Source organism: Erwinia amylovora (assembly GCF_017161565.1).
GTDB classification, from domain to species: Bacteria; Pseudomonadota; Gammaproteobacteria; order Enterobacterales; family Enterobacteriaceae; genus Erwinia; species Erwinia amylovora.
Map to the genome: position 1 here is coordinate 3,495,307 of NZ_CP066796.1, position 22,043 is coordinate 3,517,349.

Consider the following 22,043-nt stretch of genomic DNA (forward strand, 5'->3'; position numbering starts at 1 on the left):
GCTGGTGACCAAAAAGTCACCAGCCATCAGCCTGGTACAAACTACAACCAGGCTGCAACCTGAAAGGTTGGCTTATTTAACTTCAACTTCTGCGCCAGCTTCTTCCAGTACTTTCTTCAGTGCTTCTGCGTCGTCTTTGCTGATGCCTTCTTTCAGGGCAGCAGGTGCAGACTCAACCAGATCTTTAGCTTCTTTCAGGCCCAGACCGGTTGCGCCACGTACTGCTTTGATCACGGCAACTTTGTTCGCGCCGATAGCTTTCAGTACCACGTCGAACTCGGTTTTTTCTTCTACAGCTTCAGCAGCAGCAGCAGGACCTGCAACGGCAGCAGCAGCTGACACGCCGAATTTCTCTTCCATAGCGGAGATCAGTTCAACGATTTCCATTACAGACAGAGCTGCAACGCCTTCAATGATTTGGTCTTTAGTGATTGACATTTCGTGTTCCTAAATTCAGAAAGTAATTTATACGTAAGCAAGTGAACGGAGAAGAAAGGCGCGCTGATTAAGCAGCAGCCGCTTCTTTCTGATCGCGTACAGCAGCCAGAGTGCGAACCAGTTTGCCGGCAGCGGCTTCTTTCATGGTTGCCATCAGGCGTGCGATTGCTTCATCGTAAGTAGGCAGAGTTGCCAGGCGGTCGATCTGAGCCGCACTGATCAGCTCGCCTTCAAAGGCCGCAGCTTTAACCTCAAATTTTGCATTCGCTTTCGCGAACTCTTTGAACAGACGAGCAGCAGCGCCCGGGTGTTCCATAGAGTATGCAATCAAGGTTGGACCGGTTAACGTGTCTTTCAGGCACTCGAACTGAGTACCTTCAACGACGCGGCGCAGCAGGGTGTTACGAACAACACGCATGTATACGCCAGCTTCACGACCTGCTTTACGCAGTTCGGTCATTTTATCTACGGTAACGCCACGAGAATCCGCAACTACCGCAGACAGCGCGCCTTTGGCTACTTCGCTGACTTCAGCAACAATCGCTTGTTTGTCTTGAAGATTTAAGGCCATTAGCTTGTGCTCCTGGATTTTTGGCCGGGGATGGATTTCCCCGGAACTCACTTCACCTGAACCGTGTTACCACAGACAGGCGCTAAAACACGGTGAGCAGAATCCAGCAAAGACTATAAAAATATTCTTTTGGTTCTGTCACCGTCTACGCAGGAGATTAAGTTTCTGACAAAAGAAACGCCTGCGGTCTTGGACGGAGGCCTGGATAAGGCCAGGCTCCAACCTAAAAATTCTTTTCTAATTCCCCGCGTTCAACATGGTGAAGCCAGGATTAGACGCTCAGTATCTTAACCGAGCAGCGGGCGTAAGATTCTAGAGGAAAAACACGCCCGCGTAAAGCACAGATTAGCTAGCAGAAGCGTTCAGGCCAGCCTGATCAACTGCCACACCTGCACCCATAGTGGTGGAGATGCTTACTTTCTTGATGAAAACGCCTTTAGCCTGTGAAGGTTTGGCTTTTTTCAGCGCAACCAGCAGGGATTCCAGGTTTTCTTTCAATTTATCCGCGTCGAAATCAACCTTACCGATAGTGGTATGGATGATGCCGTTTTTGTCGTTACGGTAACGAACCTGACCGGCTTTGGCGTTTTTCACTGCTTCAGCAACGTTAGGGGTTACAGTGCCAACTTTCGGGTTTGGCATCAGACCGCGTGGGCCGAGAACCTGACCCAGCTGGCCAACAACGCGCATTGCATCCGGTGATGCAATAACAACGTCGAAGTTCATTTCGCCTTTTTTGATCTGATCAGCCAGATCTTCCATACCTACCAGTTCAGCGCCGGCTGCTTTAGCAGCTTCAGCGTTTGCGCCCTGAGCAAATACGGCAACGCGAACAGAACGGCCAGTACCGTGTGGCAGTACGGTTGCACCGCGTACGTTCTGGTCAGATTTACGTGCATCAATTCCGAGGTTTACCGCTACGTCAACGCTTTCTACGAACTTAGCAGTAGCCAGCTCTTTCAGCAGAGCAACGGCTTCGTTGATATCATACTGTTTAGTTGCATCAACTTTGTCACGGATCACGCGCATGCGCTTGGTCAGCTTAGCCATTTCTTAGTCCTCTACTACCAGGCCCATGGAACGAGCAGTACCTTCGATTGAGCGAGTCATCGCTTCAATGTCAGCACCAGTCATGTCCGCAGCTTTGGTTTCTGCGATTTCACGTACCTGAGCACGCGATACTTTACCTACTTTGTCTTTGTTCGGCTTGCCAGAACCAGACTTGATACCAGCCGCTTTCTTCAGCAGTACTGCTGCAGGAGGGGTCTTAGTAACGAAGGTGAAAGAACGGTCAGAGTAAACGGTGATGACGACAGGGATCGGCAGACCTTTCTCAAGAGATTCTGTTTTGGCGTTGAACGCTTTACAGAATTCCATGATGTTAACGCCTTGCTGACCCAGAGCCGGGCCTACCGGAGGACTTGGGTTTGCCATACCAGCTGCAACCTGCAACTTAACGTAGGCTTGTACTTTCTTAGCCATGATAATTCCTCTATTGGGTGATAACGCTCCTGAAGGAGCTCCCCGTGATTAATATTCATACGCTGTGACAGCGCATAAAAACAAAAGGCGCGAAATTGTATTGCAATTTCGCGCCTCTCGCAACCACCAGATGACGGCGACTGGTAATTTTTTGTTCACCCTGACTGTTCAACAGCAGGGGATATCAGGGGAACTACCCTTTCTCCACCTGACCGAAGTCCAGCTCAACCGGTGTTGCACGGCCAAAAATAGACACGGACACTTTCAGGCGGCTTTTCTCGTAGTCGACTTCTTCCACCACACCGTTAAAGTCGGCAAACGGGCCGTCATTGACACGCACCATTTCGCCTGGCTCAAACAGCGTTTTCGGACGCGGTTTATCCCCAACCTGCTGCAGGCGGTTCATGATTGCGTCAACTTCTTTGTCACTGATCGGTGCCGGGCGATCGGAAGTACCGCCGATAAAGCCCATCACGCGTGGCACACTGCGCACCAGGTGCCAACTGGCATCGTTCATCACCATCTGGACCAGCACGTATCCGGGGAAGAACTTGCGCTCGCTTTTACGACGCTGGCCACCACGGATCTCAACCACCTCTTCGGTGGGAACCATGACCTCGCCAAACAGCTCTTCCATGTTATGTAACTTGATATGCTCGCGCAGCGATTGAGCTACGCGGCCTTCAAAACCGGAAAACGCCTGAACGACGTACCAGCGCTTTTTTGGAGCTTCAGACATCTCAGAACCTCAGGCCAGTGATAAACGATACCAGGCGAACCAGAATACCATCCAGTCCCCACAAAATCAGTGACATCACGGCAGTCACCGCGGCAACGATCAACGTGGTGTGCAACGTTTCCTGACGAGTAGGCCAGACGACTTTACGCACTTCTGTGCGTGCTTCGCGGGCGAAAGCCAACGTTGCTTTACCCTTAACGGTCAACAGGGCAAGGCCAGCTGCTGCAGCCATCAGGACCACAACAGCCAGTGCACGCAGCGGTAATGTTACATCGCGATACCAGGCGTTGCCGGCAACAGCGGCCACCAGAAGCACCACCACACCCAACCACTTCACTATTTCCAGGCCGCGCCCGTTTCCTTGAGCTTCTGTATTAGCACTCATAAACCAACCTGCCACAATAAATCAGAAACACTTTAGCCTCGTAAGACGAGGCAACCGAACCGAATGATGCTGTTAGGCTTAACTCGGCATATCCTTTAATTTCAGGCCTTAGCTTGAAAACTATTGGCTTTACGCCGTGCTACAGAGCCTGCCTCAGCAATGATTATGGTCGAAAAAATCACTGATGAGTCAGGTTCTATGTTACAGCGTGCAAAAAGGGCATCAAATGATGCCCTTTTCGTGTGCATTGCGTCAAATATTATCAGCGATTAAGCGATAACTTTAGCAACAACACCCGCACCAACGGTACGACCACCTTCACGGATGGCGAAACGCAGACCGTCGTCCATGGCGATCGGGTGGATCAGGGTCACAACCATCTGAATGTTGTCGCCTGGCATCACCATCTCAACGCCTTCTGGCAGTTCGATAGTCCCGGTCACGTCAGTAGTACGGAAGTAGAACTGTGGACGGTAGCCTTTGAAGAACGGAGTATGACGGCCGCCTTCGTCTTTAGACAGAATATAAACTTCTGACTCGAACTTGGTGTGTGGCTTGATGGTGCCTGGCTTCGCCAGAACCTGACCACGCTGGATATCTTCGCGCTTGATACCGCGCAGCAGGATACCACAGTTCTCACCCGCACGGCCTTCGTCCAGCAGCTTACGGAACATCTCAACGCCGGTACAGGTTGATTTCACGGTATCTTTGATACCAACGATTTCAACTTCTTCACCCACTTTAACGATACCGCGCTCTACACGACCGGTAACAACGGTACCACGGCCAGAGATGGAGAAGACGTCTTCAATTGGCAGCAGGAACGGTTTGTCAATCGCACGCTCTGGTTCCGGGATGTAGTTATCCAGATGGCCAGCCAGTTCGATGATCTTCGCTTCCCACTCTGCTTCGCCCTGCAGCGCTTTCAGCGCAGAACCACGCACGATTGGCGTGTCGTCGCCTGGGAAGTCGTACTGTGACAGCAGGTCACGTACTTCCATTTCAACCAGCTCCAGCAGCTCTTCATCATCAACCATGTCACATTTGTTCAGGAACACGATGATGTATGGCACGCCAACCTGGCGACCCAGCAGGATGTGCTCACGGGTCTGAGGCATTGGGCCGTCAGTCGCAGCAACTACCAGGATCGCGCCGTCCATCTGCGCAGCACCGGTGATCATGTTTTTCACATAGTCGGCGTGGCCCGGGCAGTCAACGTGCGCGTAGTGGCGAGACTCGGTGTCATATTCAACGTGTGAAGTGTTGATGGTGATACCACGCGCTTTTTCTTCCGGTGCGTTATCGATCTGATCGAATGCACGCGCCGCGCCGCCGTAGGTTTTAGCCAGAACGGTGGTGATAGCAGCAGTCAGGGTAGTTTTGCCGTGGTCAACGTGGCCGATAGTACCAACGTTGACGTGCGGTTTGGAACGTTCAAATTTTTCTTTAGACATCGCTTGTCCCTCTAAGACACGGATTAATCGGTGATATCACCACATCAACCAGGCATCGCCTGAATAGTTGAATTGTTTTAACAGAGAAGAAGCAGGGAGGGAGATTTTGAAAGTGGTGCTGATACCCAGAGTCGAACTGGGGACCTCACCCTTACCAAGGGTGCGCTCTACCAACTGAGCCATATCAGCACGGCTTGGAGCGGGCAGCGGGAATCGAACCCGCATCATCAGCTTGGAAGGCTGAGGTAATAGCCATTATACGATGCCCGCATCCTGGAACTCGGCTACCTGTTCTGTCTGTAGCTTGCTGAACAGAAAAGAATATGTTTCTTTGCCGCTCAAGCCACCATGCTTTTGCCTGATGACCCTGACTGTGCTTGAGCTCAGTCTAAATCTTGATGAGCATGCCTTCAGAAGACTGCCATCTTTTCCAGTTAAGTGATTGCTCAACTCTTCTAGTTTCGACTTAAAAGCGCTAAGTCGAAAATGGTGGTGGGAGAAGGATTCGAACCTTCGAAGTCGATGACGGCAGATTTACAGTCTGCTCCCTTTGGCCGCTCGGGAATCCCACCTGGGGTACTTGATGGTGCCGGCTACCGGAATCGAACTGGTGACCTACTGATTACAAGTCAGTTGCTCTACCAACTGAGCTAAGCCGGCATCAAGTGGTGCGCATTCTAGAAAGACCTGAGCCGGGATGCAACAAAAAATTTGCGATATTTGTTCTTACGTTCACTATTTATGCAAACAGGGTGAAAACAGCCGCTTTTCAGTGCGAATTCGTTCAAATATCCATCACCTCAATTTGCTAACTGGCATCATATCGAAAGTTCGCATAACAAAGCACTTTGCGCAGAGAGGTTTTATTTGGATAAATCATATTCAGCCGGTAGGTGCGCCTTGCCGCAGTTGAAGTTCAATCAGTTCGCCCTGCTGATTGCCAGCGGTAATTATCATTTATGCGGGCGCGATTACGTTTGCAGCTGCCGCGCATCTTTTTCCTTCTTTTTGCTGCCCGTCTGGTGGTAACCTCCGCCCATTGTTTTATGAACTTTCCCTTCGTAGCCTTGCTGTGTGGCAAGTAAGTGTTGCTGTTACATTGTGCGCTAACTTTTTTTGAAGGGTAAAATCGCTGACAGAAGCAGGCATATGAGCAAAAAAGACTCTCTGTTAACCACACCCTATTTACAGTTCAACCGGACCCAGTGGGCTGCGCTGCGCGACTCGGTGCCAATGACCCTTTCGGAGGAGGAAATTGCCCGACTTAAAGGCATAAATGAAGATCTTTCGATAGAAGAAGTGGCGGAGATCTACCTTCCGCTCTCTCGCCTGCTGAATTTTTATATCAGCTCTAATTTACGGCGCCAGGCAGTACTTGAGCAGTTCCTTGGTACTGATGGACAGAAAATTCCCTATATCATTAGTATTGCAGGTAGCGTTGCCGTCGGTAAAAGTACCACTGCACGTGTGTTGCAAGCATTGTTGAGCCGCTGGCCGGAGCATCGTCGCGTTGAATTGATCACTACTGACGGCTTCCTGCATCCAAATTCCGTACTGAAAGAACGTGGGTTGATGAAGAAGAAGGGCTTTCCCCTCTCCTATGATATGCATCGCCTGGTTAACTTTGTCTCAGACCTGAAATCGGGTGCCGCTCAGGTTACTGCTCCGGTCTATTCTCATCTGATTTATGATGTCATTCCAGCGGGGGACAAAATCGTTCAGCAGCCTGATATTTTGATCCTTGAGGGGCTGAACGTATTGCAAAGCGGTATGGATTATCCTCATGATCCACATCACGTTTTTGTCTCTGACTTCGTGGATTTTTCGATTTACGTTGACGCGCCGGAAGATTTACTGAAAAACTGGTATATCAACCGTTTCCTGAAATTTCGCCAGGGCGCATTTACCGATCCAGATTCTTATTTTCACCACTATGCGCAACTGCCTGAACAAGAAGCGGTGGCTATTGCCAGCCAGCTATGGAACGAAATTAATTACCGGAATCTGAAAGAGAATATTCTGCCTACACGCGAACGCGCCAGCCTGATTATGACGAAAAGCTCCAACCATGCAGTCGATCTCGTCAGATTAAGAAAATAACCACAGAGGGGCGTTGCTCCTCTCTGTCAGTCCTGTGGCCGGAGCGAAATTTCCCCGCCGACCCAGGACTTGGTAACACCATCCTGCTCCAGCATTAAGCCACCCTGTTGGTCGATACCTCTGGCAATACCAACAATTTCCCGGTCGCCAATCAAGAGTTTTACCGGGCGATTAATGAAGTTATCTAACGCAGCCCAGCGTTGAATAAAGGGGGTAAGGCCATCCTGTTCAAACTGTGCCAGCGCCGTGCGCATCTTGTTAACAATCAGCGCAGAAAGGGCATTCCGATCAACATTGCACCCCGCTTCATGCAAGTTTATCCAGCCCTGATTAATCTCGTCTTGCGCCGGATCGCGCATCGCCAGATTAATTCCCGCACCAATCACGATTTGTGCCGCATCCCCCGTTTTCCCGGTCAGCTCAACGAGAATGCCGGCCAACTTGCGATCGTTAAGGTAAATATCATTGGGCCATTTTACCCTGATATCGGGCGCGCCCTGTTGCTGAAGCGCTTCGGCGATAACGATGCCGATAACCAGACTTAATCCCATTGCCGCTGCCGGTCCTTGTTCCAGATGCCAGTACATTGATAAATACAGATTAGATCCAAAAGGAGAAAACCACTGCCGTCCACGCCTGCCGCGCCCCGCCTGCTGATATTCTGCCACACAGGCGTCCCCCGATTGCAGACTGGCCATTCTGTCCATCAGATACTGATTGGTTGAGTCAATTACCGGGATCACCGTGAGTCGGCCATCTTCCAGCTGTGCATTAATCGCTTTCTCATCCAGCAACTGCATGGTCAATGGCAAGCTATAGCCTTTCCCGGTGACGGTAAAGACGTCAACCCCCCACTCTTTCAATGTATGAACATGCTTGTTAATTGCCGCACGGCTCATGCCCATTTGTTCACCAAGCTGCTCTCCTGAATGGAACTCCCCATCCGCCAGAATCTGTATCAGCTTTAACGGTACGGTATTGTCTTTCATGCAATAGCCTCTACAGCATCTGTTTCGCCCTTAGCAGCAATAAAGCGCACTTCAGGTTCCAGCCATATATTGAATTTCTCCGCCACGCGCTGACGCACAGTACGTGCTAAATTCACGATGTCCTGCCCACTGGCGGATTCAGCATTGATTATTACCAGCGCTTGCTTTTCATGCACTGCTGCGCCACCCAGGCGGAATCCTTTTAGTGAACAGCGTTCAATCAGCCAGCCGGCGGCTAGCTTAACCTCACCACTTTCCTGTGGATATTGTGGAATATCGGGATACCGGTTATGTAGTTCAGCAGCGACTTGAGCGCTCACCAACGGGTTTTTGAAGAAACTACCCGCATTACCCGTGATTTGAGGGTCGGGCAGTTTGCCACGGCGCATTTGGCAAACGGCATTAAATATCTGTCGTGGTGTGACTGCCTGCGGATCAAGAGTGCGTAATTCTCCGTAGCTTAATACGGGCTGCCAGCTTTTCCTTAGTCTGAATCCTACGGCCACGATGGCATAACCATCACGATAGCGATGCTTGAATATGCTGTCGCGATAGCCAAACTGGCATTCAGCTGCGCTCAAACGCTGGCATAAGCCATCACCAAGAGAGACAATATCTACGTACTCACATATTTGTTCCAGCTCGACACCGTAGGCGCCGATATTCTGGATAGGGGCGGAGCCTACACATCCCGGGATCAGTGCAAGGTTTTCGAGTCCGGCAATACCTTTATCCAGCGTGGTTTCAACCAGTTGATGCCAGTCCTCCCCCGCACCTGCATGTAATAGCCATGCATCGGCCGTCTCCGTAATGCTGATGCCCTTCAGGCGGTTGATCAGCACCTGACCCACAAAATCTCCCAGAAACAGTACGTTACTTCCTTTGCCCAATAACAGCACCGGCTCGTTTTGCTGCACGCTTTGCTGCCAGCACTGGCAAAGTGCTTCCAGGCTGTTTGCCACAGTAATTTTTTTTGCATAGGCGTCAATACCGAAGGTATTCCAGGATTTCAACGAATATTGCTGGCGGGACATAGTGCGACCTTTACCGATTAAACTACCGGATAGTGTACCCGATCCGTATGCAGCGAGTTGAGGACTTTCAGCATGAGATAGCAGCGGGAATGCAAACTACCCGGATCTGCAATGTCTTTCCACCAGTGCGTTCCGATAGCCGTCATAGCCATCCGTGATTGAGCAGATTAGCCCGTTTCATTTATGGACTGACGGGGCACTTTCTGAATGATTACGTATTCCACGATCTGAGCGATGTTGCAGCTGTTGATTCATTTTTCTCTGTTCTTATCCATCAGTGCAGTTGAGCCTGTTTGTAGGTCATTTCGCTTTTTTCAACCTGCTCAACAACGTCGATTTAAAACGACAAAGGATAGTGTGCCTCTAAAATCAGTCATTATCACGTTTTCAGGGATCAAGCCGAAACGTGTCAATGCTATTCAGTACGGGTCACAGCAAACAGATAAGCCCCATGCTTGCGCATGGGGCTTATCTGTTGTTTTGTTGTCCGGCCGTTTATAAGCGACTCCGTCATTCACCCTCAGGGCCGTTGCAGGCGACACGCAGAAGACTTCGTCTTCTGCCCTACTTTGTCTGGATTAGTGAAATGCCCTCAGGCTACAAGATGTGTTGCTAAATTTAGTAGCGGGTTAGAATTGAATTTTTGCGCAATATTTAAAACGCAAAAAGGCCATCCCGCAGGATGGCCTTTTGCTTTATTTGATGCCTGGCAGTTCCCTACTCTCGCATGGGGAGACCCCACACTACCATCGGCGCTACGGCGTTTCACTTCTGAGTTCGGCATGGGGTCAGGTGGGACCACCGCGCTAAAGCCGCCAGGCAAATTCTTTGTGCACGAAACGGATCTTTTTCACTGGTGCCGCACTGGCCGCGCCTGTAAACTCAGTCACATACCTCAGTATGCGCTTTCCTTCACTGCACCTGCCGCCTTGCTTCAGCACAAAATCTTTCGTTTCCTGCAAATCTGTTTTCCGGTGAACAAGCTGAAAATCTCTTTTCGTCTCTCAATACAACCCAGAACGCTTCTGGCGTTGCAAGGTTAAGCCTCACGGGTCATTAGTACCGGTTAGCTCAACGCATCGCTGCGCTTACACACCCGGCCTATCAACGTCGTCGTCTTCAACGTCCCTTCAGGACTCTCAAGGAGTCAGGGAAGATTCATCTCGAGGCAAGTTTCGCGCTTAGATGCTTTCAGCGCTTATCTTTTCCGCACTTAGCTACCGGGCAATGCCATTGGCATGACAACCCGAACACCAGCGGTGCGTTCACTCCGGTCCTCTCGTACTAGGAGCAACCCCTCTCAATCTTCCAGCGCCCACGGCAGATAGGGACCGAACTGTCTCACGACGTTCTAAACCCAGCTCGCGTACCACTTTAAACGGCGAACAGCCGTACCCTTGGGACCTACTTCAGCCCCAGGATGTGATGAGCCGACATCGAGGTGCCAAACACCGCCGTCGATATGAACTCTTGGGCGGTATCAGCCTGTTATCCCCGGAGTACCTTTTATCCGTTGAGCGATGGCCCTTCCATTCAGAACCACCGGATCACTATGACCTGCTTTCGCACCTGCTTGAGCCGTCACTCTCGCAGTCAAGCCAGCTTATGCCATTGCACTAACCTCACGATGTCCGACCGTGATTAGCTGACCTTCGTGCTCCTCCGTTACTCTTTGGGAGGAGACCGCCCCAGTCAAACTACCCACCAGACACTGTCCCCACGCCGGGTAACGGCGCCAGGTTAGAACATCAAACGTTAAAGGGTGGTATTTCAAGGTTGGCTCCACGCAGACTGGCGTCCACGCTTCAAAGCCTCCCACCTATCCTACACATCAAGGCTCAATGTTCAGTGTCAAGCTGTAGTAAAGGTTCACGGGGTCTTTCCGTCTTGCCGCGGGTACACTGCATCTTCACAGCGAGTTCAATTTCACTGAGTCTCGGGTGGAGACAGCCTGGCCATCATTACGCCATTCGTGCAGGTCGGAACTTACCCGACAAGGAATTTCGCTACCTTAGGACCGTTATAGTTACGGCCGCCGTTTACCGGGGCTTCGATCAAGAGCTTCTCCTTACGGATAACCCCATCAATTAACCTTCCGGCACCGGGCAGGCGTCACACCGTATACGTCCACTTTCGTGTTTGCACAGTGCTGTGTTTTTAATAAACAGTTGCAGCCAGCTGGTATCTTCGACTGGCTTCAGCTCCACGAGCAAGTCGCTTCACCTACGCGCCAGCGTGCCTTCTCCCGAAGTTACGGCACCATTTTGCCTAGTTCCTTCACCCGAGTTCTCTCAAGCGCCTTGGTATTCTCTACCTGACCACCTGTGTCGGTTTGGGGTACGATTGGATGTTACCTGATGCTTAGAGGCTTTTCCTGGAAGCAGGGCATTTGTTACTTCAGCACCGTGGTGCCTCGTCATCACGCCTCAGCCTTAAAGAGTTCCGGATTTGCCTGGAACTCAAGCCTGCACGCTTAAACCGGGACAACCGTCGCCCGGCTAACATAGCCTTCTCCGTCCCCCCTTCGCAGTAACACCCAGTACGGGAATATTAACCCGTTTCCCATCGACTACGCCTTTCGGCCTCGCCTTAGGGGTCGACTCACCCTGCCCCGATTAACGTTGGACAGGAACCCTTGGTCTTCCGGCGAGCGGGCTTTTCACCCGCTTTATCGTTACTTATGTCAGCATTCGCACTTCTGATACCTCCAGCATGCCTCACAGCACACCTTCGACGGCTTACAGAACGCTCCCCTACCCAACGGACGTATCCCGAAGCCGACTCGACTTTGATGGCGCATTGACGTCGCTGCGCTCCGTCAATCGTTATCCACTTCAGTGAATCTGCTTGGGTGATACGTCCGCTGCCGCAGCTTCGGTGCATGGTTTAGCCCCGTTACATCTTCCGCGCAGGCCGACTCGACCAGTGAGCTATTACGCTTTCTTTAAATGATGGCTGCTTCTAAGCCAACATCCTGGCTGTCTGTGCCTTCCCACATCGTTTCCCACTTAACCATGACTTTGGGACCTTAGCTGGCGGTCTGGGTTGTTTCCCTCTTCACGACGGACGTTAGCACCCGCCGTGTGTCTCCCGTGATAACATTCTCCGGTATTCGCAGTTTGCATCGGGTTGGTAAGCCGGGATGGCCCCCTAGCCGAAACAGTGCTCTACCCCCGGAGATGAGTTCACGAGGCGCTACCTAAATAGCTTTCGGGGAGAACCAGCTATCTCCCGGTTTGATTGGCCTTTCACCCCCAGCCACAGGTCATCCGCTAATTTTTCAACATTAGTCGGTTCGGTCCTCCAGTTAGTGTTACCCAACCTTCAACCTGCCCATGGCTAGATCACCGGGTTTCGGGTCTATACCCTGCAACTTAACGCCCAGTTAAGACTCGGTTTCCCTGCGGCTCCCCTATACGGTTAACCTTGCTACAGAATATAAGTCGCTGACCCATTATACAAAAGGTACGCAGTCACACCACGAAGGTGCTCCCACTGCTTGTACGTACACGGTTTCAGGTTCTGTTTCACTCCCCTCGCCGGGGTTCTTTTCGCCTTTCCCTCACGGTACTGGTTCACTATCGGTCAGTCAGGAGTATTTAGCCTTGGAGGATGGTCCCCCCATATTCAGACAGGATGTCACGTGTCCCGCCCTACTCATCGAACTCACAGCAAGTGCCTTTTTGTGTACGGGGCTGTCACCCTTTACTGCGCGACTTTCCAGACGCTTCCACTAAGGCACAAACTGATTCAGGTTCTGGGCTGTTCCCCGTTCGCTCGCCGCTACTGGGGGAATCTCGGTTGATTTCTTTTCCTCGGGGTACTTAGATGTTTCAGTTCCCCCGGTTCGCCTCATGCCACTATGTATTCATGACATGATAGTGCAACGGATTGCACTGGGTTTCCCCATTCGGGTATCGTCGGTTGTTGCGGTTCATATCACCTTACCGACGCTTATCGCAGATTAGCACGCCCTTCATCGCCTCTGACTGCCTGGGCATCCACCGTGTACGCTTAGTCGCTTAACCTCACAACCCACAAGCGTCCCTCTCCGGTTCACGTAATGGCTGCGCGTCGTGACGGCGGCGTTATGCAGTGCTCGCAATGCTCATGGACTCAAGTCCACTCCGCGTTGCTGCGCGCTGACGCCTTGCCTTCACTTAGCTCGCTCATTACTCAACCTGAGTAAGAGACCCTTTCGGGTGCAAGTATTTGAGAGACTCGAACATATCGTGATTTCATTCTGATTACGGAGAATGAACACGACATGTCGTTTCAATTTTCAGCTTGTTCCGGATTGTTAAAGAGCAATATCTTAAACCTGACTTTGCAGTCAGCTTTAAGATATTTTTAGCGACACCTTTCACCTGTCACCAAGCAAGTGGCGTCCCCTAGGGGATTCGAACCCCTGTTGCCGCCGTGAAAGGGCGGAGTCCTAACCGCTAGACGAAGGGGACACGGTGTGTCGCGACTTCGCAGGCGCCTTGCTCATTACTTCTATCAGACAATCTGTGTGGACACTGCGCCGGAAGGTATCTTCAGGTAAGGAGGTGATCCAACCGCAGGTTCCCCTACGGTTACCTTGTTACGACTTCACCCCAGTCATGAATCACAAAGTGGTAAGCGCCCTCCCGAAGGTTAAGCTACCTACTTCTTTTGCAACCCACTCCCATGGTGTGACGGGCGGTGTGTACAAGGCCCGGGAACGTATTCACCGTAGCATTCTGATCTACGATTACTAGCGATTCCGACTTCACGGAGTCGAGTTGCAGACTCCGATCCGGACTACGACGCACTTTATGAGGTCCGCTTGCTCTCGCGAGGTCGCTTCTCTTTGTATGCGCCATTGTAGCACGTGTGTAGCCCTGGCCGTAAGGGCCATGATGACTTGACGTCATCCCCACCTTCCTCCGGTTTATCACCGGCAGTCTCCTTTGAGTTCCCGACCGAATCGCTGGCAACAAAGGATAAGGGTTGCGCTCGTTGCGGGACTTAACCCAACATTTCACAACACGAGCTGACGACAGCCATGCAGCACCTGTCTCACGGTTCCCGAAGGCACTTCCGCATCTCTGCAGAATTCCGTGGATGTCAAGGCCAGGTAAGGTTCTTCGCGTTGCATCGAATTAAACCACATGCTCCACCGCTTGTGCGGGCCCCCGTCAATTCATTTGAGTTTTAACCTTGCGGCCGTACTCCCCAGGCGGTCGACTTAACGCGTTAGCTCCGGAAGCCACTCCTCAGGGGAACAGCCTCCAAGTCGACATCGTTTACGGCGTGGACTACCAGGGTATCTAATCCTGTTTGCTCCCCACGCTTTCGCACCTGAGCGTCAGTCTTCGTCCAGGGGGCCGCCTTCGCCACCGGTATTCCTCCAGATCTCTACGCATTTCACCGCTACACCTGGAATTCTACCCCCCTCTACGAGACTCTAGCCTGCCAGTTTCGAATGCAGTTCCCAGGTTAAGCCCGGGGATTTCACATCCGACTTGACAGACCGCCTGCGTGCGCTTTACGCCCAGTAATTCCGATTAACGCTTGCACCCTCCGTATTACCGCGGCTGCTGGCACGGAGTTAGCCGGTGCTTCTTCTGCGGGTAACGTCAATGGAAAAGGTTATTAACCTCTTCCCCTTCCTCCCCGCTGAAAGTACTTTACAACCCGAAGGCCTTCTTCATACACGCGGCATGGCTGCATCAGGCTTGCGCCCATTGTGCAATATTCCCCACTGCTGCCTCCCGTAGGAGTCTGGACCGTGTCTCAGTTCCAGTGTGGCTGGTCATCCTCTCAGACCAGCTAGGGATCGTCGCCTAGGTGAGCCGTTACCCCACCTACCAGCTAATCCCATCTGGGCACATCCGATGGTGTGAGGCCCGAAGGTCCCCCACTTTGGTCCGTAGACGTTATGCGGTATTAGCTACCGTTTCCAGTAGTTATCCCCCTCCATCGGGCAGTTTCCCAGACATTACTCACCCGTCCGCCACTCGTCACCCAAGAGCAAGCTCTCTGTGCTACCGTTCGACTTGCATGTGTTAGGCCTGCCGCCAGCGTTCAATCTGAGCCATGATCAAACTCTTCAATTAAAAGTTCGATTTGCTGAAACCAGTCCAGCGATGCTCAATCGTAAAACGTCATAATGAATTTCATTATGTGTTCACTCTTAAGACTTGATATTTTTTTGACGCCCGGAAGCGTCTGATATCAATCCTGCGAGTGCCCACACAGATTGTCTGATAAATTGTTAAAGAGCGGTGCGCACAGTGCCTTGGCATCCTGTCGCGAGGTGGCGTATATTACGCTTTCCTCCTCCGGAGTCAACCTCTTTTACAGAAGTTTTTCCAGGCGGTTCAGAACTTCCTGAACCTCTCAACACGCCGGCCGGTAAGCCGTTGTTCCGTGTCAGTGGAGGCGCATTATAGGGAGTTTCTGACGGCTGACAAGGGCTTATTGCAAAAAAATGATTGAGCGCCTTATTTTTCATCGAAACGCGTTTTTTTACTGCAATTTGCTGGATAATTCAGCAAATTCATGGGCAAAGCGGCTCACCTGCTGCCAGTCGGTGTACTCGACTTCCTTACTGGTATCAGTTTCACCTTTCGTCATGCGCATAATCAGCTGGATCATAGTGCGATCAAAGAAGCCATAGAGTGGATAACGCAGTGCGCCGGCAAAAACCGCGCAACAGTCGGGTTCCCACGGGGACTGAAGCAAGAACTTACGTGTGTAAGCGTTAGTTTGCGGCGTGCGCTTCTCAGGCTTTCTCGCCGTCAGGTTCACAGAGAAGAAACCACTCGCGCGCTGCTGCAATGCGTTGAGGTTTCTTTTCACAAACTGGGCTACCACCGGCTGGAAGTGACCGTAACGGATCGATGCCCCAATCAGCACCCTGTCATATTGAGACCAGTCGATGTCATCAACATGCTGAATGTTGAAAACATCGCATTCACGCTGCTCCTTAAGAAGGTTGGCAATATAGAAGGCAATCTGGCGGGTTTGACCATCACGGCTGGAAAAGAGGATTAGCGCTTTCATTATTAAACTCTCGCTTACTCACGCCAGAAAGTTGGCGTAAACAGAACTAATAAGGTAAAGACTTCAAGACGCCCGAACAGCATCGTCAAAATCAGAATCCACTTGGCAGTATCATTCATTGAAGTGAAGTTTTCCGCCACTACCCCCAAGCCTGGGCCGAGGTTATTCAACGTGGCAGCGATCGCTGCAAATGCCGAAAAGTCATCCACACCGGTAGCAATGATCGCCAGCATGCTGAGGATAAACACCAGGGCATAAGCAGAGAAGAACCCCCACACCGCTTCAAGGATACGTTCAGGCAAGGCACGATTGCCCAGCTTGATAGTGTAAACCGCATTGGGGTGCACCAGCCTTTTTAACTCACGCGATCCCTGTTTAAACAGCAGCAGAATGCGGATAACCTTCAGACCGCCGCCGGTAGAACCGGCACAGCCGCCGATAAACGCGGAACACAACAGCAATACCGGCAGGAATAATGGCCAACGAGCAATACTGTCCGTGGTGAAGCCAGCGGTGGTCGCCATCGAAACAACCTGGAAAAAAGCCTGGTTAAGCGTCTGCATTCCGCTTTGGTAGACATCGTGGAACCATAACACCAGGGTACAAATCACTACCAGCGTAATCTGCACACCAATAAACATGCGAAATTCCGGATCGCGCCAGTAAACACGCAGATTACGTCCGCTGAGTAATGAGAAATGTAAACCATAGTTACAGCCGGATATCAGCAGGAAAACGGCAATAATGGTATTTATTGTTGGACTGTTAAAATAGCCAATGCTGGCATCATGGGTGGAAAAGCCACCAATGGCGATGGTGGAAAAGCTATGGCCAATTGCGTCGAACAGCGACATGCCGGCCAGCCACAGGGCCAGCGCGCACGCCAGGGTCAGCAAAACGTAGATCAGCCATAACGTTTTCGCCGTTTCAGCAATGCGCGGGCGCATCTTGTTGTCTTTCAGTGGACCGGGCATTTCGGCACGATAAAGCTGCATCCCCCCCACGCCAAGGATAGGAAGAATTGCAACGGCCAGCACGATAATTCCCATCCCCCCCAACCATTGCAACATCTGGCGGTAAAACAGGATGGCCTTGGGCAATGCGTCCAGCCCCACCAAGGTTGTCGCGCCGGTGGTTGTCAGCGCAGAAAATGACTCAAAAAAAGCATCGGTCAGCGTGAGATTCGGCTGTTCGGCGAAGATAAACGGCATGGCCCCCACGCTGCCCAACACCGTCCAGAACAGCACCACGATAAGGAACCCTTCACGCGGCTTCAGTTCACTCTTCTTTTTGCGGTTTGGCCACCAGAGTAACGTGCCGATCATCAGCGCCATAAAAAAAGTCTGAGTAAATGCACGCCCTGCACCGTCGCGGTAAATCAATGCCACCAGTCCGGGCACGATCATGGTGCCTGAGAATAAAATGACCAGTAAACCCACTATGCGGGTAATGGCGCGAAAATGCATTCTGCCGTTCCTTTCCTGACGTGAAATGTTATTTAAGCGAGACTAACTGCAGAGCGCCCCGGCTGAAGTCTGACAAATTCTGCCTGAAGCCCGCCACCCGTGCATGGGGCAAAGCCAGGGAGAGGGTGATGTTTTCCACAAACTCGCTGTTGAGCACCTGCCCGTCGAAGCGAGCGACCAGGCGTTCAATTTCACTCAACTGTGCATAGTCGCAGATAAGGCTGAACGTGAGCATGGGGACTTTAACCCGGCGAGGCAGCAGGCGTAGCGCCTGCTGGACACCGCCACCGTAAGCTTTAACCAGCCCGCCGGTTCCCAGCATAATGCCGCCGTAATAGCGCACAACCACCGCCGTGATTTCGCCAATATGGCCTCCCATCAGCTGGGCCAGTATGGGTTTACCGGCGGTGCCGGACGGTTCACCATCATCGGAGAATCCCAGCTGCTGCGAATCATCGGGCGCCCCGGCGACAAATGCCCAGCAATGGTGCCGTGCTGCCGGATGCTGCTGTTTGGTCTGCCGGACAAAGGCCCGCGCCTCGTCAACACCATCAGTATGGGCCAGCAGCGTGATAAAACGGCTTTTTTTTATCTCTTCGCTAAAGCTCCACGGCTCTGCCGGAATATCGTAAGCGTCCATCAGGCCAGATGAAGATCGCGCGTCATGTTTTCCACGCTGTGTTTATGGATAACCACATTGTCTTCAATGCGAATGCCGCCACAGGCTTTCAGCTCATCAATTTTCGCCCAGTCAAAGTACTGGCTGAATTTACCGGCACGCCAGGGGGCCAGCAGCGAATCGATAAAATAGATCCCCGGTTCAATGGTCAGTACCATTCCCGGCTCCAGCACGCGGGTACAGCGCAGATAGGGATACTGCTGCGGCGCAGCGAGATGCGTGCCGCGATCGTCCTGCATAAAGCCTGCCACGTCATGGACCTGTAAGCCCAGCGAGTGGCCTACGCCATGCGGCATAAACGGCCCTGTGAGGTCCTCTTTCACCATCGCTTCTGCGCTAAGCCCGTTGACCAGCTGATGGTTAAGCAGCAGGCTGGCGATGCGAAAATGCATCTGCTGATGATATTCGGTGTAGCGTACGCCCGCTTTCATAGTGGCGATCAGCTCCAGTTCTTCCCTATTCATGTCTTTGATCAGCTGCGCATACTCGCTACCTTCATTCGCCGCATAGCTGCGGGTGATATCTGCCGCATAGCCATTGTATTCTGCCCCGGCATCAATCAGAAAACTGCGGCGCTTTTCGGGCAGCTGCTGGTCGAGTTTTGTGTAATGCAATACCGCTGCATGCTCGTTCATCGCGATAATATTGCCGTACGGGACGTCAGTATCCCGGTGGCCGGTGGCACTGAGATAAGCCACATTAATATCGAATTCACTTAACCGCGCTTTGAATGCCTCTTTTGCCGCCCGGTGGCCGGTTACCGCAATCATCTGCGCCTGGCGCAAACAATACAGCTCATAGCCGGTTTTGTAGGCACGATGGTAATGCAGGAAATCGATAACGCCCCGGGGATTAATCGCCTTGCTATTGAAACCCAGCCCGGTAGCACGGGCGGCCACCGGGCCAATGTAGGCGACATTCTGACGCTGTGCGGGCAACAGCCGGGCAATATCATCGGCGTTTTTCAGCGGCATAATATCCATTTCGCCTGTCCAGAAACTATTCGGCAGCGGCTCCACGTTATGCCAGTAATCAACCGGAGAATAGAACCACAGCTTAGGCTTGCTGACGCCATCTATCCACAGCCAACAGTTTGGCAGCTGGGTAACAGGCACCCAGGCTTTGAACTGCGGGTTCACTTTGAAAGGATAGGGGTGATCGTCAAGGAATACCGTCAGTAATTCACCGGAATGAATCAACATTGCATCAAGATTATGGCGCGCCAGCACCTGCTGTACACGCTGTTGCAGGATTTTAATATGCTCCTGATAGAGCGTAACCAACGACTCCATGACCCGTCTCCTTTATAGCGAAATTGTTATCATCTTATCACAGCCAGCAAGGGTATGCCGTCTCGCCGCAGTTGTGAACCTGCCCGCAAATCCACAACGCCAGGTTTGCAAAACATAAATATCAATTCCACACTCACGAAGATCTGGTATGACCAGATCCCTTCATCGCGGTTCAGGAGACAGATATGCTCTACCAAGGCGCAACCCTTTCCCTCGACTGGCTGGAAGACGGCATAGCCGAACTGGTTTTTGATGCCCCCGGCTCGGTGAATAAGCTTGATACGCAGACCGTTACCAGCCTGGGCGAAGCCATCACAACGCTTGAACAGCAGCCAGGATTGCGCGGAGTGCTGCTTAGCTCGCGCAAATCGGCGTTTATCGTCGGTGCCGATATTATGGCGTTTTTGTCCCTGTTTGCCGCACCAGCGGAACAGCTGGCTCAGTGGCTGGCGTTTGCCAACGGCGTCTTTAACCGGCTTGAGGATCTGCCGGTGCCTACCGTTGCGGCCATTAATGGCTACGCGCTGGGCGGCGGTTGTGAGTGTGTGCTCGCTACCGATTTTCGTATTGCCAGCGCAGATACGCGCATCGGGCTGCCGGAAACCAAATTAGGCATTATACCCGGTTTTGGCGGATCGGTGCGTATGCCGCGCCTGCTGGGCGCTGACAGTGCGCTGGATATTATCGCCGGCGGAAAGGACATTGATGCCGCACAGGCACTGAAGGTTGGCCTGGTGGATGCCGTTGTGTCTGTGGATAAACTCCACGCGGCAGCACTTTCCGTGCTGAAAGAAGCCATAGCGGGCAGATTACCCTGGCGTGAACGTCGGCAGATCAAACTGGAACCGCTGAAACTAAGCAACATCGAGGCAGCAATGAGTTTCAGCACCGCCGAAGCGATGGTGCTGCAAACGGCCGGCAAGCACTACCCGGCACCGCTTACCGTGGTGCAAACCATTGAGGCAGCGGCAGGATCAGGCCGCGATGAAGCCCAGAAACTGGAGACGGCTGCCTTTGTGCCGCTGGCGCGCTCTGATGAAGCCCGCGCGCTGGTTGGCATCTTTCTTAATGACCAGATGGTGAAAGCTAAAGTTAAAAAACAGATAAAAGACGTCGCAGCCCCTGAGCGTGCTGCCGTATTAGGTGCCGGCATCATGGGCGGCGGCATTGCTTATCAATCTGCCTGCAAAGGCGTGCCGATCATGATGAAGGACATTAGCGAAAAAGCACTGACGCTGGGGATTGGTGAAGCGGCGAAGCTGCTTAATAAGCAGTTGATGCGTGGCAAGATTGACGGCCTGAAGCTGGCCGGCATCATAAGTACGATCCAGCCAGTGCTTCACTATGCTGGCTTTGATCGCGTCGACGTGGTGGTCGAAGCGGTGGTGGAGAACCCACAGGTGAAAGCCGAAGTGCTGGCGGAAGCCGAGCATCATATCCGTCCGGATGCCATTCTCGCATCGAATACCTCAACCATTCCAATCGACCAGCTCGCTGAAGCATTAACCCGCCCGGAAAATTTCTGCGGCATGCACTTTTTCAATCCGGTACCGCGTATGCCGCTGGTGGAGGTGATTCGCGGCAGCAAAACGTCAGATGCCACCATCGCCAAAGTGGTGGCCTGGGCCAGCAAAATGGGCAAAACGCCGATTGTGGTCAATGACTGCCCCGGCTTCTTTGTTAACCGCGTGTTGTTCCCTTACTTCGCCGGTTTCAGCCTGTTACTGCGCGATGGTGCCGACTTCCGCCAAATCGACAAAGTGATGGAAAAACAGTTTGGCTGGCCGATGGGCCCTTCGTGGCTGCTGGACGTGGTGGGCATTGATACCGCACATCATGCACAAAGCGTGATGGCAGTCGGGTTCCCGTCGCGGATGAACAAGGATTATCGCGACGCCGTTGATGTGCTGTTTGCGGCGAAACGCTACGGGCAGAAAAACCAGCAGGGCTTCTGGCGCTGGGAAACCGACAGCAAGGGCAAGCTGCAGAAAGTCTCCGACAGCGAAACCGATGATCTGCTGCAAAGCGTCTGCCAGCCAAAACGTGTTTTCAGCGATGAAGATATCGTGGCGCGCATGATGATACCGATGATCAACGAAGTGGTGCGATGTCTGGATGAAGGCGTGATCGCCAGCCCGGCAGAGGCCGATATGGCGCTGGTTTATGGTCTCGGTTTCCCACCATTCCACGGCGGTGCTTTCCGCTATCTGGACACCGTAAGCAACGATCGCTATATCGCGCGCGCCGAGCCGTTCAGCGCGCTAGGCCCGCTCTATCAGGTGCCGGCAAGTTTACGTGAAAAGGCAACTCAAGGCGCGAGTTGGTATTCCACGGCGACTCCGCCGGATGAGACAAAATTAAAAACGGCGTGAGGAAAGCAAA

Annotated in this window: 16 protein-coding genes, 5 tRNA genes and 3 rRNA genes; 2 read left to right on the forward strand and 22 right to left on the reverse strand. The window is 52.3% G+C overall.

Features of this window, described 5'->3' with window-relative positions; genetic code table 11:
* Nucleotides 1-72 precede the first annotated feature (72 nt).
* From rplL to JGC47_RS15930, 11 genes are all read right to left on the reverse strand, one after another.
* On the reverse strand, nucleotides 73-438 hold the full coding sequence (gene rplL / locus JGC47_RS15880; RefSeq protein WP_004154989.1) for a 50S ribosomal protein L7/L12: 366 nt from the start codon (nucleotides 436-438) through the stop codon (nucleotides 73-75).
* A 67-nt stretch (nucleotides 439-505) separates the two neighbouring features.
* On the reverse strand, nucleotides 506-1,009 hold the full coding sequence (gene rplJ, locus JGC47_RS15885) for a 50S ribosomal protein L10 (RefSeq protein ID WP_004154988.1): 504 nt from the start codon (nucleotides 1,007-1,009) through the stop codon (nucleotides 506-508).
* Between the two features lie 345 nt (nucleotides 1,010-1,354).
* Nucleotides 1,355-2,059, reverse strand: coding sequence for a 50S ribosomal protein L1 (gene rplA / locus JGC47_RS15890; protein ID WP_004154987.1), 705 nt, complete (start codon nucleotides 2,057-2,059; stop codon nucleotides 1,355-1,357).
* Nucleotides 2,060-2,062: 3 nt separating this feature from the next.
* Nucleotides 2,063-2,491, reverse strand: coding sequence for a 50S ribosomal protein L11 (rplK, locus tag JGC47_RS15895; RefSeq protein WP_004154986.1), 429 nt, complete (start codon nucleotides 2,489-2,491; stop codon nucleotides 2,063-2,065).
* A 193-nt stretch (nucleotides 2,492-2,684) separates the two neighbouring features.
* A complete protein-coding gene (gene nusG / locus JGC47_RS15900) occupies nucleotides 2,685-3,230 on the reverse strand; it encodes a transcription termination/antitermination protein NusG (protein ID WP_004154985.1) in 546 nt (181 codons plus the stop codon).
* A 1-nt stretch (nucleotide 3,231) separates the two neighbouring features.
* A complete protein-coding gene (gene secE, locus JGC47_RS15905) occupies nucleotides 3,232-3,615 on the reverse strand; it encodes a preprotein translocase subunit SecE (protein WP_004154984.1) in 384 nt (127 codons plus the stop codon).
* 269 nt (nucleotides 3,616-3,884) lie between these two features.
* Nucleotides 3,885-5,069: an elongation factor Tu gene (gene tuf, locus JGC47_RS15910; RefSeq protein WP_004154983.1), complete on the reverse strand. Its 1,185-nt coding sequence runs from the start codon at nucleotides 5,067-5,069 to the stop codon at nucleotides 3,885-3,887.
* 113 nt (nucleotides 5,070-5,182) lie between these two features.
* Nucleotides 5,183-5,258: transfer RNA gene (locus JGC47_RS15915), tRNA-Thr, on the reverse strand.
* Nucleotides 5,259-5,264: 6 nt separating this feature from the next.
* Nucleotides 5,265-5,339, reverse strand: a tRNA-Gly gene (locus tag JGC47_RS15920).
* A gap of 217 nt (nucleotides 5,340-5,556) precedes the next feature.
* Nucleotides 5,557-5,641: transfer RNA gene (locus JGC47_RS15925), tRNA-Tyr, on the reverse strand.
* Nucleotides 5,642-5,653: 12 nt separating this feature from the next.
* A tRNA-Thr gene (locus JGC47_RS15930) sits at nucleotides 5,654-5,729 on the reverse strand.
* A 489-nt stretch (nucleotides 5,730-6,218) separates the two neighbouring features.
* On the opposite strand from JGC47_RS15930, the gene coaA reads away from it, so the two are divergent.
* Nucleotides 6,219-7,169 (forward strand): type I pantothenate kinase, encoded by a 951-nt coding sequence (coaA, locus tag JGC47_RS15935; RefSeq protein WP_004154980.1) that lies wholly within the window; start codon nucleotides 6,219-6,221, stop codon nucleotides 7,167-7,169.
* Between the two features lie 26 nt (nucleotides 7,170-7,195).
* Here the strand turns inward: coaA and birA are convergent, their stop codons facing one another.
* From birA to pepQ, 11 genes are all read right to left on the reverse strand, one after another.
* Nucleotides 7,196-8,158 carry a bifunctional biotin--[acetyl-CoA-carboxylase] ligase/biotin operon repressor BirA gene (gene birA / locus JGC47_RS15940; protein WP_004154979.1) on the reverse strand — a complete coding sequence of 321 codons (963 nt, stop codon included), beginning with the start codon at nucleotides 8,156-8,158 and terminating at the stop codon, nucleotides 7,196-7,198.
* Complete coding sequence (gene murB / locus JGC47_RS15945) at nucleotides 8,155-9,192, reverse strand: UDP-N-acetylmuramate dehydrogenase (RefSeq protein WP_004154977.1); 1,038 nt, start codon at nucleotides 9,190-9,192, stop codon at nucleotides 8,155-8,157. The genes birA and murB overlap by 4 nt, the downstream gene beginning before the upstream one ends.
* A gap of 17 nt (nucleotides 9,193-9,209) precedes the next feature.
* Entirely contained in the window at nucleotides 9,210-9,338 is a 129-nt protein-coding gene (locus tag JGC47_RS17825; protein WP_024015133.1) for a hypothetical protein, read from the reverse strand.
* A gap of 558 nt (nucleotides 9,339-9,896) precedes the next feature.
* Nucleotides 9,897-10,012, reverse strand: a 5S ribosomal RNA gene (rrf, locus tag JGC47_RS15950).
* Nucleotides 10,013-10,227: 215 nt separating this feature from the next.
* Nucleotides 10,228-13,220: ribosomal RNA gene (locus JGC47_RS15955) — 23S ribosomal RNA — on the reverse strand.
* A 354-nt stretch (nucleotides 13,221-13,574) separates the two neighbouring features.
* A tRNA-Glu gene (locus JGC47_RS15960) sits at nucleotides 13,575-13,649 on the reverse strand.
* An 86-nt stretch (nucleotides 13,650-13,735) separates the two neighbouring features.
* A 16S ribosomal RNA gene (locus JGC47_RS15965) occupies nucleotides 13,736-15,275 on the reverse strand.
* The 16S, 23S and 5S rRNA genes sit together here with 1 tRNA gene alongside, the layout of an rRNA operon.
* A gap of 412 nt (nucleotides 15,276-15,687) precedes the next feature.
* Nucleotides 15,688-16,224 carry a menaquinone-dependent protoporphyrinogen IX dehydrogenase gene (gene hemG / locus JGC47_RS15970; protein ID WP_004154973.1) on the reverse strand — a complete coding sequence of 179 codons (537 nt, stop codon included), beginning with the start codon at nucleotides 16,222-16,224 and terminating at the stop codon, nucleotides 15,688-15,690.
* Nucleotides 16,225-16,238: 14 nt separating this feature from the next.
* Nucleotides 16,239-17,690 carry a Trk system potassium transporter TrkH gene (gene trkH, locus JGC47_RS15975; RefSeq protein ID WP_004154972.1) on the reverse strand — a complete coding sequence of 484 codons (1,452 nt, stop codon included), beginning with the start codon at nucleotides 17,688-17,690 and terminating at the stop codon, nucleotides 16,239-16,241.
* Nucleotides 17,691-17,718: 28 nt separating this feature from the next.
* On the reverse strand, nucleotides 17,719-18,330 hold the full coding sequence (locus JGC47_RS15980; RefSeq protein WP_004154970.1) for an IMPACT family protein: 612 nt from the start codon (nucleotides 18,328-18,330) through the stop codon (nucleotides 17,719-17,721).
* Nucleotides 18,330-19,661: a Xaa-Pro dipeptidase gene (gene pepQ, locus JGC47_RS15985; protein ID WP_004154969.1), complete on the reverse strand. Its 1,332-nt coding sequence runs from the start codon at nucleotides 19,659-19,661 to the stop codon at nucleotides 18,330-18,332. Before pepQ ends, JGC47_RS15980 begins: the two co-directional genes overlap by 1 nt.
* A 185-nt stretch (nucleotides 19,662-19,846) precedes the next feature.
* Here pepQ and fadB point away from each other — a divergent pair, with 185 nt between their 5' ends.
* Complete coding sequence (gene fadB, locus JGC47_RS15990; protein ID WP_004154967.1) at nucleotides 19,847-22,033, forward strand: fatty acid oxidation complex subunit alpha FadB; 2,187 nt, start codon at nucleotides 19,847-19,849, stop codon at nucleotides 22,031-22,033.
* Nucleotides 22,034-22,043 lie beyond the last annotated feature (10 nt).

Excerpts from the sequence above, each read along its gene's own strand:
- pepQ (WP_004154969.1), bottom strand. The coding sequence starts at position 19,661 with ATGGAGTCGTTGGTTACGCTCTATCAGGAGCATATTAAAATCCTGCAA.
- rplJ (WP_004154988.1), bottom strand. The coding sequence starts at position 1,009 with ATGGCCTTAAATCTTCAAGACAAACAAGCGATTGTTGCTGAAGTCAGC.
- fadB (WP_004154967.1), top strand. The coding sequence starts at position 19,847 with ATGCTCTACCAAGGCGCAACCCTTTCCCTCGACTGGCTGGAAGACGGC.
- nusG (WP_004154985.1), bottom strand. The coding sequence starts at position 3,230 with ATGTCTGAAGCTCCAAAAAAGCGCTGGTACGTCGTTCAGGCGTTTTCC.
- JGC47_RS15980 (WP_004154970.1), bottom strand. The coding sequence starts at position 18,330 with ATGGACGCTTACGATATTCCGGCAGAGCCGTGGAGCTTTAGCGAAGAG.
- trkH (WP_004154972.1), bottom strand. The coding sequence starts at position 17,690 with ATGCATTTTCGCGCCATTACCCGCATAGTGGGTTTACTGGTCATTTTA.
- coaA (WP_004154980.1), top strand. The coding sequence starts at position 6,219 with ATGAGCAAAAAAGACTCTCTGTTAACCACACCCTATTTACAGTTCAAC.
- rplK (WP_004154986.1), bottom strand. The coding sequence starts at position 2,491 with ATGGCTAAGAAAGTACAAGCCTACGTTAAGTTGCAGGTTGCAGCTGGT.
- rplL (WP_004154989.1), bottom strand. The coding sequence starts at position 438 with ATGTCAATCACTAAAGACCAAATCATTGAAGGCGTTGCAGCTCTGTCT.
- tuf (WP_004154983.1), bottom strand. The coding sequence starts at position 5,069 with ATGTCTAAAGAAAAATTTGAACGTTCCAAACCGCACGTCAACGTTGGT.
- birA (WP_004154979.1), bottom strand. The coding sequence starts at position 8,158 with ATGAAAGACAATACCGTACCGTTAAAGCTGATACAGATTCTGGCGGAT.
- JGC47_RS17825 (WP_024015133.1), bottom strand. The coding sequence starts at position 9,338 with ATGACGGCTATCGGAACGCACTGGTGGAAAGACATTGCAGATCCGGGT.
- hemG (WP_004154973.1), bottom strand. The coding sequence starts at position 16,224 with ATGAAAGCGCTAATCCTCTTTTCCAGCCGTGATGGTCAAACCCGCCAG.
- secE (WP_004154984.1), bottom strand. The coding sequence starts at position 3,615 with ATGAGTGCTAATACAGAAGCTCAAGGAAACGGGCGCGGCCTGGAAATA.
- rplA (WP_004154987.1), bottom strand. The coding sequence starts at position 2,059 with ATGGCTAAGCTGACCAAGCGCATGCGCGTGATCCGTGACAAAGTTGAT.
- murB (WP_004154977.1), bottom strand. The coding sequence starts at position 9,192 with ATGTCCCGCCAGCAATATTCGTTGAAATCCTGGAATACCTTCGGTATT.